The 9,216-nt window shown below is 74.1% G+C and carries 9 protein-coding genes and 1 pseudogene; 3 read left to right on the top strand and 7 right to left on the bottom strand.

The window, feature by feature from the left end:
* Window positions 1–95: 95 nt before the first annotated feature.
* Both ACFV0G_RS09375 and ACFV0G_RS09380 read right to left on the bottom strand, forming a co-directional pair.
* A complete protein-coding gene (locus ACFV0G_RS09375) occupies window positions 96–791 on the bottom strand; it encodes a response regulator (protein ID WP_380544231.1) in 696 nt (231 codons plus the stop codon).
* Complete coding sequence (locus ACFV0G_RS09380; RefSeq protein ID WP_380544234.1) at window positions 788–2,101, bottom strand: sensor histidine kinase; 1,314 nt, start codon at window positions 2,099–2,101, stop codon at window positions 788–790. The genes ACFV0G_RS09375 and ACFV0G_RS09380 overlap by 4 nt, the downstream gene beginning before the upstream one ends.
* Before the next feature lie 295 nt (window positions 2,102–2,396).
* On the opposite strand from ACFV0G_RS09380, the pseudogene phoU reads away from it, so the two are divergent.
* Window positions 2,397–3,050, top strand: a pseudogene (gene phoU / locus ACFV0G_RS09385) (phosphate signaling complex protein PhoU); the annotation flags it as partial.
* 311 nt (window positions 3,051–3,361) lie between these two features.
* Window positions 3,362–3,541 (top strand): hypothetical protein, encoded by a 180-nt coding sequence (locus ACFV0G_RS09390; protein ID WP_380544237.1) that lies wholly within the window; start codon window positions 3,362–3,364, stop codon window positions 3,539–3,541.
* Window positions 3,542–3,600: 59 nt separating this feature from the next.
* Here the strand turns inward: ACFV0G_RS09390 and ACFV0G_RS09395 are convergent, their stop codons facing one another.
* The 3 genes from ACFV0G_RS09395 to ACFV0G_RS09405 all read right to left on the bottom strand — a co-directional run bounded on the left by ACFV0G_RS09395 (window position 3,601) and on the right by ACFV0G_RS09405 (window position 5,774).
* Window positions 3,601–4,188, bottom strand: a complete 588-nt coding sequence (locus ACFV0G_RS09395) for a lytic polysaccharide monooxygenase (RefSeq protein WP_380544240.1) — start codon at window positions 4,186–4,188, stop codon at window positions 3,601–3,603.
* Between the two features lie 393 nt (window positions 4,189–4,581).
* Entirely contained in the window at window positions 4,582–4,767 is a 186-nt protein-coding gene (locus ACFV0G_RS09400) for a hypothetical protein (protein WP_380544243.1), read from the bottom strand.
* Between the two features lie 248 nt (window positions 4,768–5,015).
* The gene (locus ACFV0G_RS09405; RefSeq protein WP_380544246.1) at window positions 5,016–5,774 is read right to left on the bottom strand and encodes a phosphoglyceromutase; all 759 of its coding nucleotides are present in this window, start codon (window positions 5,772–5,774) and stop codon (window positions 5,016–5,018) included.
* A 146-nt stretch (window positions 5,775–5,920) separates the two neighbouring features.
* On the opposite strand from ACFV0G_RS09405, the gene ACFV0G_RS09410 reads away from it, so the two are divergent.
* Window positions 5,921–7,201 (top strand): MDR family MFS transporter, encoded by a 1,281-nt coding sequence (locus ACFV0G_RS09410; RefSeq protein ID WP_380544249.1) that lies wholly within the window; start codon window positions 5,921–5,923, stop codon window positions 7,199–7,201.
* On the opposite strand, the gene ACFV0G_RS09415 is transcribed toward ACFV0G_RS09410, so the two are convergent.
* The gene (locus ACFV0G_RS09415) at window positions 7,188–7,754 is read right to left on the bottom strand and encodes a YbjN domain-containing protein (RefSeq protein WP_380544252.1); all 567 of its coding nucleotides are present in this window, start codon (window positions 7,752–7,754) and stop codon (window positions 7,188–7,190) included. The genes ACFV0G_RS09410 and ACFV0G_RS09415 overlap by 14 nt on opposite strands.
* Before the next feature lie 102 nt (window positions 7,755–7,856).
* The gene (gene mshA, locus ACFV0G_RS09420; RefSeq protein ID WP_380544301.1) at window positions 7,857–9,149 is read right to left on the bottom strand and encodes a D-inositol-3-phosphate glycosyltransferase; all 1,293 of its coding nucleotides are present in this window, start codon (window positions 9,147–9,149) and stop codon (window positions 7,857–7,859) included.
* Window positions 9,150–9,216 lie beyond the last annotated feature (67 nt).

The following is a 9,216-nucleotide window of genomic DNA, read 5'->3' on the forward strand; positions in this document are numbered from 1 at the left end:
ACCCCCCCCGCGCACTGACCCCCCCCGCGTTTCCGCCGGTGTACCCCGGGGCCCCCCCGCGGGGGGGGGGCCCCCTCGCTGCGCGCGGTCGCGGTCTACGGCTCGAACTTGTAGCCCAGACCGCGGACGGTGACCAGGTAGCGCGGGGCGCCGGGGTCGGGCTCGATCTTGGCGCGCAGGCGCTTCACGTGGACGTCCAGCGTCTTGGTGTCGCCGACGTAGTCCGCGCCCCACACCCGGTCGATCAGCTGCATCCGGGTGAGCACCCGGCCCGCGTTGCGGAGCAGCATCTCCAGCAGGTCGAACTCCTTGAGCGGCAGGTCGACCTTGGCGCCGTCCACGGTGACCACGTGCCGGTCGACGTCCATCCGGACCGGGCCGGCCTCCAGTGCGCCGGGGCCGCCGCCGTCGCCGTTGCCGCCGCCGTCCTCGCCCCGGCGGCGGAGCACCGCGCGGATCCGGGCGACCAGCTCGCGGGTGGAGTAGGGCTTGGTCACGTAGTCGTCGGCCCCTATCTCCAGGCCGACCACCTTGTCGATCTCGCTGTCCTTGGCCGTCACCATGATCACCGGGACGCTGGAGCGGACCCGCAGCTGGCGGCAGACCTCGGTGCCCGGGAGGCCCGGGAGCATCAGGTCGAGCAGCACCAGGTCGGCGCCGTTGCGCTCGAACTGCTCCAGTGCGTCGGGTCCGGTGGCGGCCACGGCCACCTCGAATCCCTCCTTGCGGAGCATGTACGAGAGGGCGTCGCTGAACGACTCCTCGTCCTCGACCACCAGTACTCGGGTCACGATCGGGCCTCCGGGGCAGGAAGGGTGGGTGCGGTTGACTCGTTGGTGCTCGCCGGCGACGCCGGCGAATCCTCCCCGTGGTCCTCGGCCGGGGCCTGCCCGGCCGGGAGCCGCAGGGTGAAGGTGGATCCCTGGCCCTCGACGCTCCACACCGCCACGGTGCCGCGGTGCGAGGCCGCGACGTGCTTGACGATGGAGAGGCCGAGACCGGTACCCCCGGTGGCCCGGGAGCGCGCCGGGTCCACCCGGTAGAAGCGTTCGAAGATCCGCTCGCGGTCCTTCTCCGAGATGCCGATGCCCTGGTCGGTCACCGAGATCTCGATCAGCTCGCCGTCCGCCTCGCCCAGTGCCGCGGCGCTGGAGATGCGCCGGGTGGCGATCGCCACCCTGGTCCGCGGCGGACTGTAGTTCACGGCGTTCTCGACCAGGTTGCCGAGTGCGGCGGCGAGCTGGCCGCGGTTGCCGTGCAGGTAGAGGCCGCCGGTGCCGCCCGCGGCGATGAGGATCTGCTTGGCGGCGGCGGGCTGGCGGCAGCGGTCGATCGCCTCGGCGATCAGCTCGTCCACAGGGATGGGTTCGACGTCGACCAGCAGGCGGTCGTCCTGGACTCGGGAGAGGTCGATGATCTCCTGGACCAGGCTGGCCAGCCGGGTCGCCTCGACCTGCATCCGGCCGGCGAACCGCTGGACCGCCTCGGGGTCGTCGGAGGCGTCCGCGACCGCTTCGGAGAGCAGCGAGAGCGCACCGACGGGCGTCTTCAGCTCGTGGGAGACGTTGGCCACGAAGTCCCGCCGGATCGCCTCGATGCGGCGCCGCTCGGTCAGGTCCTCGACCAGGACGAGGACCAGCCGGGAGCCGAGCGGGGCGACCCGGACGGAGACCGCGAGCGGTTCGGCCGCCCGGGCGCCGCCCGGGCGGGGCACCTCCAGTTCGACCTGGCGGATCTCGCCGTCGCGCCGGGTGGCCCGGGCCAGCGACAGCATCTGCTCGACGGCCATCGCACCGCCGCGCACCAGGCCCATCGCATAGGCCGCCGAGCTGGCCTTGACCACCTCGTCGCCCTCGCCGAGCACGATCGCGCAGGAGCGCAGCACCGACAGCACGGTGTCCACGCCCGGGGGGAGCGGGGAGTCGTGCACCGGGATGCCGGTGCCGCCCGTCCGCGCGCCCGCCCTGGTTCCGGTACCGCCGTGTCGGCTGCCTCCGCGGGCCTGCTCCCGCTCGCTCCAGCGGAAGGCGATCGCGGCCGTGAGACCGACGCCGAGCCCGGCTATGGCGCAGGCAGCGGCGGTGGCCACATTCACGTCCATGGCATTCAGCGTAAGCGCACGTCGGGCGGCCTCCGTACGGGTGCGATCAAGGGATCGGCCGGACGTTGCCGAGAATTCACCTTCAGTCCGCTGCCGGTTCACTGCGGAGGCCGTGCCAGGTCGCCCGGACGGCCCATCGTGGTGATCGCAAGCCCGTGCGGGCGGTGACGCGGCTACCATTCGCGCCACCAGCAGCGGCCGTCCTCCCGGACGGACCGGTCGGCACCGCCACCGACGAAGCTACTGACGGACCGCACGGACGCCCACGCGGCCGGACGGCCAGGAGGAGAAGAGTATGCGCGACGCGTACCACGAGGAACTCGACTCGATCAGCGACGGCCTGGTCGAGCTCGCCCGGCTGGTCGGCTCGGCCATGGGCCGGGCCACCACCGCGCTGCTCGACGCCGACCTGGCACTGGCGGAGAGCGTGATCGCCGCCGACGAGAAGGTCAACAACCTCCACCACGAGCTGGAGAACCGCGCGATCGACCTGCTGGCCCGCCAGCAGCCGGTGGCGACGGACCTGCGCATCGTGGTCACCAGCCTGCGGATGAGCGCCGACCTGGAACGCTGCGGCGACCTCGCCCGGCACGTCGCCAAGGTGGCCCGGCTGCGCTACCCCGAGTCGGCCGTGCCCAACGACCTGCACCCGATCGTCCTGGAGATGGGCCAGCTGGCCCAGCGCCTGGTCGCCAAGGCCGGCCTGGTGATCTCCACCAAGGACGTCGACGCGGCGCTGGAGCTGGAGCGCGACGACGACGCGATCGACGCGCTGCACCGCGAGCTGTTCTCGCACCTGCTGGACGACCGCTGGCAGCACGGCATCGAGACGGCCGTGGACGTGACCCTGGTCGGCCGCTACTACGAGCGCTTCGCGGACCACGCGGTGTCGGTCGCCAAGCGCGTGGTGTTCCTGGTGACCGGCGAGCACGCGAACGAGTTCACGCAGGAGTCGTGGGCCCCCCGGCGGCGGGCGGCGGGGGGGGGGGGCGGGCGCGGGGGGGGGGGGGGCGCCGCCGCGGCGCGCGCCCCCAGGGGTGGGGGGTTCGGGGTGCCGGCCGCCCCCGCCCCCGAGTCCCCCGGGGAGTGCGCCCCCGGCGGGGCCGGGGGGGGGGGGCCGGGGACGGGACGCGGGGGCGGGGGGCGCACGACGGCGGACGGGCCCGTACCCCCGCGCGCCCGTTGACGCTCCGTCGCGGGGCGGTCTTCACTCGAAGGAGGCACGTCCACGCGTGCCGAGGACGAGGAGGCCCAAGCGCGATGAAGGCGACCCAGACCCCGACCACCCCGACGGCGAGCGTCGTCGAGCCGCCCGCCCCGAAGCTGCTGCCGATCCTCGCCGCGGGGTGCGGCTGCGGCCCGGGCTGCGGCTGCGGCTGCCAGTCCGGCGCACCGTGCCAGTGCGGCGGCGCCACCGGCGGCTGCTGCGGCGGCCACTGACCCGGATGCCCCGCCCGGGGGGCGGGGCATCCGCATGTCCGCGGCCGCCGCGACGGCGGTCAGAAGGTGACGTCGAGGCACTGGTAGAAGGCGTTGCCGGTGTCAGCGATGTCCCAGACCGCCAGCACCACCTGGTGCCCGCTGCGTCCGGAGGGCAGCGTGGCGGTGTGGCTCAGCGTGGCGGGCGGCTGGGCGCCGTTGTAGGGGACGGTGAGGAACGGCGTGAGGTCCAGGCCGCTGCGGGTCAGCCTGGTCGCGGCGCTGTAGCCCGGCTTGGTGAGGAAGTAGCGGAACTGCGTGGTCGCGTGCCGCGCGGTGAACTTCCAGGTGAAGGTCAGCTTCTGGCCGGCGGTGACCCGGGTGGCCGGCCAGCCGCCGTTGCGGGGGTCGTCCAGCTGGGCGAAGCGGCTGTTGCCGCCCGCGCAGAGGGTGCCGTCGGCCGGCCCCTGGGCGGGGAATCCCTTGGGGCCCTCGACGCTCTGCGGCTCCCACTGGATGTCGCCGCAGCCGGTGACGGTCCCGGCCGCGCACAGGGCGGCCCGGCTGGGCGGGGTGGTGACCCAGCCGTGCGAGTACGCGGGGAACGCGACGGACAACGGGACGGCGGCCGCCGCCGCGACGGCGGCCAGGATGTGACGCTTGCGCATGGTGCTCCCTCCGTGGGGGTGGATGGAGTGCTGTGCTGCGCCCGGCGCGCGGCAGCGCGCATGGTGGAGTTGGCGTGCTCGCGCCAGGTCTGGACCACTACGCTAGGAGCGCACCGCCCACCCGTCAATGGTCTGAACCACTCTCGGCCATGGGCGAGTTGACGGACCATCGGAATCCCCACGGGCCGCCCCCCGGAACGACGAAGCCCCCGCCTCCGGCGGACCGGTGCGGGGGCCTGATCGTTAACGGCCCCCAACGTCGTCCCGGTCCGCCGCGGCACGTACCTGGAGGTCCCACTCCGCCTCGACGGGGTCGCACGATTCGCACTCCGCCCGCCGCTCACCGAGATTCCCCATCGCCGCCCTCCTGCGGGGCCCGGACGGGATGCGACGTCACTTCTGCATTCCGACCGCGCCTGCGTTCTGCTGACCGGCTATCGCCGCGGCGAGCGCGAGCAGTGCTTCGACCTGAGCCATCTGGATGCGCATCTCCGGGTTCGCCGAGACCGTGAACGACTTGGGGTTCACCATCGCGAGAAGCTGCTCGGCCTTGGAAGCGTGTGTGAGGTAGTCAGCCATGTGGGCACCGTAGCGCCGGCTTGCGGGCGGCGCGGCGGTTTCGGCCGGCGTCCCGTCCGGAGCGCCACGCCGCCGCCGAGGGCTGCGCACCCGTCATGCCGAGCAGCCGGGACCGGAATCGGAAGGCCATCGCGGCAGTCCTCGGGCGGCGCGACCCTCGCGACTGGCGGCCCGTCGAGGGCGCGGGGTGCGAAAATGCCCCCGCCCCGCGCCGTATGCGCAGGTCGGGGGCATGATCACAAGGGCTGCTACTTCTTGCCCTGGTTCTTGACCGCCTCGATGGCCGCGGCGGCGGTCTCCGGGTCGAGGTAGCGGCCGCCCTGGACGACCGGCTTGAAGTCGGCGTCGAGCTCGTAGACGAGCGGGATGCCGGTGGGGATGTTCAGGCCGGCGATGTCGGCGTCGGAGATCCCGTCCAGGTGCTTGACCAGCGCGCGCAGGCTGTTGCCGTGCGCGGTGACCAGGACGGTGCGGCCGGCGGCCAGGTCCGGGACGATCGCGTCGTACCAGTACGGGAGCATCCGCTCGACGACGTCCTTGAGGCACTCGGTGCGCGGACGGAGCTCGCTCGGGATCTCGGCGTAGCGGGCGTCGCCGGCCTGGGAGTACTCGCTGTCGTCGGAGAGCACCGGCGGCGGGGTGTCGTAGGAGCGACGCCACAGCTGGAACTGCTCCTCGCCGAACTCGGCGAGGGTCTGGGCCTTGTCCTTGCCCTGGAGGGCGCCGTAGTGGCGCTCGTTGAGGCGCCAGCTGCGGTTGACCGGGATCCAGTGGCGGTCGGCCTTGTCGAGCGCGATCTGGGAGGTGCGGATGGCGCGGCGCAGCAGCGAGGTGTGCACCACATCGGGGAGGAAGCCCTCGGCGGCGAGGAGCTCGCCGCCGCGCGCGGCCTCCTTCTCGCCCTTCTCGTTGAGGTCGACGTCGACCCAGCCGGTGAAGAGGTTCTTCTGGTTCCACTGGCTCTCGCCGTGGCGGAGCAGGATGAGTCGGTAGGTCGTGTCAGCCATGGGCGCAAGTTTAAGGGAGGCGGTTATCCGCTGGTCCGGCCGTCTCATCCCAGGTAATGTGCGCCTATCACCAGTGCCACTTACTGCCGCGTCGGCCGGTCCACCCCGCCCTGCCCGACGTGCAGTTGTCCCTGCGCGGAGCCGCCATGCCAGCCCTGACCCGCCTCCGTGCGACCGCCGCGCAGACCGTCGGCGGGCTACCGCCGCAGTTCTGGTGGCTCTGGACGTCGACGCTGGTGAACCGTCTCGGCGGGTTCGTGGTGACCTTCCTGGCGCTGTACCTCACCACCGACCGCGGCTTCTCCCCCGCGTACGCGGGCCTGGTGGCGTCGGTGTTCGGGCTGGGCTCCGCGATCGCCGCGTTGGGCGGCGGGGTGCTGGCGGACCGGCTCGGCCGGCGCCCGACCCTGCTCGCGGCCCAGCTGGGCACCGCGCTCTCCACCGCCGCCCTGGGCTTCTGCCACGGGCAGGTCGCGATCGCCGTGGTGGCCTTCCTCACCGGACTGGCGAGCAACGCCTCCCGGCCCGCCGTCTCCGCGATGATCGCCGACCTCGTGCCGGCCGAGGACCGGGTCCGCGCCTACTCACTGAACTACTGGGCGATCAACATCGGCTTCGGGGTCTCCGCCGCGGCGGCCGGCCTGATCGCGACGCACGGCTATCTGGCCCTCTTCCTGCTGGACGCGCTCTCCACCCTGCTCTGTGCGGTGGTCGTCTTCGTCCGCATCCCGGAGACCCGGCCGGACAGGGCCGCCGCCACTGCCTCCGGCGGGGCCGCCGCACCGGCCGAGCCCGGGGTCGGCCTCGGCACGGTCTTCCGTGACGGCCGCTTCATGGCGCTGGTCGCGGTCAACCTGCTGCTGGCGCTGGTCGCCCAGCAGGGCAGCACCACGCTGGCCGTGGACATGGGCCGGTCCGGCATCTCGGCCGCCCGGTACGGCCTGGTGATCGGCCTGAACGGGCTGCTCATCGTGCTGCTCCAGCTCCCGCTGACCAAGCTGATGGAGAGCCGCAGCCGCACCGTCCTGCTCGTGGTCAGCTCGCTGCTGACCGGCTGGGGCTTCGGGCTGACCGCCCTGGCGGGCGGGTCGGCGGGCTTCTACGCGCTCACCGTGGCGGTCTGGACGGTCGGCGAGATCATGGCCGCCCCGACCATGATGGGCCTGGTCGCCGAGCTGTCGCCGGCCCGGGCCAGGGGGCGCTACCAGGGCGTCTACTCGCTCTCCTGGTCGCTGGCGTCGTTCCTCGGCCCGGCGGCCGGCGGCTATCTGCTGGAGCACGCCGGCGGCCGGGCGGTCTGGGGTGCGTGCGCGGTCTGCGGGACGGTCGCCGCCGCCGCGTTCCTGCTGATCGGACGGCGTCCGGCCGCCGCCGCCCCGGTCGGGGCGCGGCCGGTGGAGGCCGCCGCCGAGCTCAGCCGCTCGTAGGCCCCGCGGCGGCGTCGGCATCCGCGGCGGGCCCGGCCGCGGCACCGGCCGCCGGCCCGGCGAGGTGGGCGAAGGCGGCCAGGTTGCGGGTGGACTCGCCGCGCTTGGTGCGCCACTCCCACTCCCGGCGGATCGCGGTGGCGAAGCCGAGTTCGAGCAGGGTGTTGAACGGCTCGTCGGCGTTCTCCAGCACCGTGCCGAGCAGCCGGTCGACGGTCTCCGCGGTGACCGCCTCCAGCGGCAGCCGCCCGGCCAGGTAGACGTCGCCGAGCCCGTCCATCGCGTATGCGACGCCGTAGAGCCGGGTGTTGCGCTCCAGCAGCCAGCGGTAGACCGCCTCGTGGTTCTCGTCCGGCCGGCGGATCACGAAGGCGTTCACCGACAGGCTGTGGTCGCCGACCCGCAGCGCACAGGTGGTGGAGAGCTTCCGGGTGCCCGGCAGCGTCGCGACCAGCGTGTACGGGTCGGTCACGGCCGGCTCCCAGCCGACCCCCGCCTCGTCCAGCGCGGTGCGCAGCACGGTGAGCGCCTCGTCCTTGGTACGGATTGCCATGGGGGTGACGCTACTCGGCGGTAGTGGCGATCCGCAGCCACCGGGCGGTGTGCCGCGCCCCACGGTGCGGCCGCCGCACGGCCGGGTACGGCGGCCCTCGGGTCAGGCCAGCCGGAGTCCGCGGCCGCCGGGCCGGGCCAGCGCCCCCGCGTAGACCTCGGCGGTCGCGGCGGCGGCCGCGCCCCAGCCGAAGCCGGCCGCGTGCCGGGCCGCGGCCTCGCCGCGCTCGGCGACCAGCCCGGGCCGGGCGGCGTACGGCTCCAGTGCGTGCGCCCAACGGACCGGGTCGTGGCCGTGCACCAGGGTGCCGGTCACGCCGTCCCGGACGGCCACCGGCAGGCCGCCGACCGCGGCGGCCACCACGGGGGTGCCGCAGGCCTGGGCCTCCAGCGCGACCAGGCCGAAGGACTCGCTGTAGGAGGGCATGACCAGCGCCGTCGCGGCGCGGTACCACTCGGCGAGCCGGGCCTGGCCCACCGGCGGGTGGAACCGCACGACGTCCGAGATGCCGAGCTGGGCGGCGAGCTTGTGCAGGCTCTCCGGCCTGGCGAGGCCGGTGCCGGACGGACCGCCCACGACCGGGACGATCAGCCGCTCGCGCAGCTCCGGGCGGCGCTCCAGCAGGACCGCGACCGCCTTGAGCAGCACGTCGGGGGCCTTGAGCGGCTGTATTCGGCCGGCGAACAGCAGCACCGCGGCGTCCTGCGGCAGGCCGAGTGCGGCCCGGGCGGCGGCCCGCCCGCCCGGCCGGAAGACATCGAGGTTGACGCCGGGGTGCACGACGGCGAGCTGCTCGCTGCGGGCGGCGTAGTGCCGCGACAGCTCAGCGGCCTCGTCGGCGGTGTTGGCGATCAGCCGGTCGGCGGCCTCCACCACCTGGGTCTCGCCGATCACCCGGGCCGCGGGCTCGGGGGTGTCGCCCTCGGCGAGCGCGGCGTTCTTCACCTTGGCCATGGTGTGCATGGTGTGCACCAGCGGCACGCCCCAGCGCTCGGCCGCCAGCCACCCGACCTGCCCGGAGAGCCAGTAGTGCGAGTGGACCAGGTCGTAGTGGCCCGGCCGGTGCCCGGCCTCGGTGCGCAGCACGCCGTGGGTGAAGGCGCACAGCTGGGCGGGCAGGTCCTCCTTGAGCAGCCCCTCGTAGGGGCCCGCGGTGACGTGCCGGACGAGCACGCCGGGGGCGAGCTGCACGGTCGGCGCGTCGTCCGAGCTGATCGCCCGGGTGAAGACCTCGACCTCGATGTTCAGCTCGGCGAGCCGCTTGGCCAGCTCGACGATGTAGACGTTCATGCCGCCGGCGTCGCCGGTGCCGGGCTGGTGCAGCGGGGAGGTGTGCACGCTCAGCATCGCGATCCGGCGCGGTCGCCGCGGCCGCCCGGACACCAGCGCCTGCAGCCGGGCGGGGGCGGCGGGGGGCGGGGTGTGGCCGCCGGCGCCGGCGACCAGCAGCGCCGTCCAGGAG

It is taken from the genome of Kitasatospora sp. NPDC059571 (assembly GCF_042735675.1).
GTDB lineage: Bacteria > Actinomycetota > Actinomycetes > Streptomycetales > Streptomycetaceae > Kitasatospora.

Bases quoted from the DNA above. Each gene is read 5' to 3' on its own strand.
- ACFV0G_RS09405 (WP_380544246.1), bottom strand. From the start codon at position 5,774: ATGGCTGACACGACCTACCGACTCATCCTGCTCCGCCACGGCGAGAGC.
- ACFV0G_RS09395 (WP_380544240.1), bottom strand. From the start codon at position 4,188: ATGCGCAAGCGTCACATCCTGGCCGCCGTCGCGGCGGCGGCCGCCGTC.
- ACFV0G_RS09410 (WP_380544249.1), top strand. From the start codon at position 5,921: ATGCCAGCCCTGACCCGCCTCCGTGCGACCGCCGCGCAGACCGTCGGC.
- ACFV0G_RS09400 (WP_380544243.1), bottom strand. From the start codon at position 4,767: ATGGCTGACTACCTCACACACGCTTCCAAGGCCGAGCAGCTTCTCGCG.
- ACFV0G_RS09390 (WP_380544237.1), top strand. From the start codon at position 3,362: ATGAAGGCGACCCAGACCCCGACCACCCCGACGGCGAGCGTCGTCGAG.
- ACFV0G_RS09380 (WP_380544234.1), bottom strand. From the start codon at position 2,101: ATGGACGTGAATGTGGCCACCGCCGCTGCCTGCGCCATAGCCGGGCTC.
- ACFV0G_RS09415 (WP_380544252.1), bottom strand. From the start codon at position 7,754: ATGGCAATCCGTACCAAGGACGAGGCGCTCACCGTGCTGCGCACCGCG.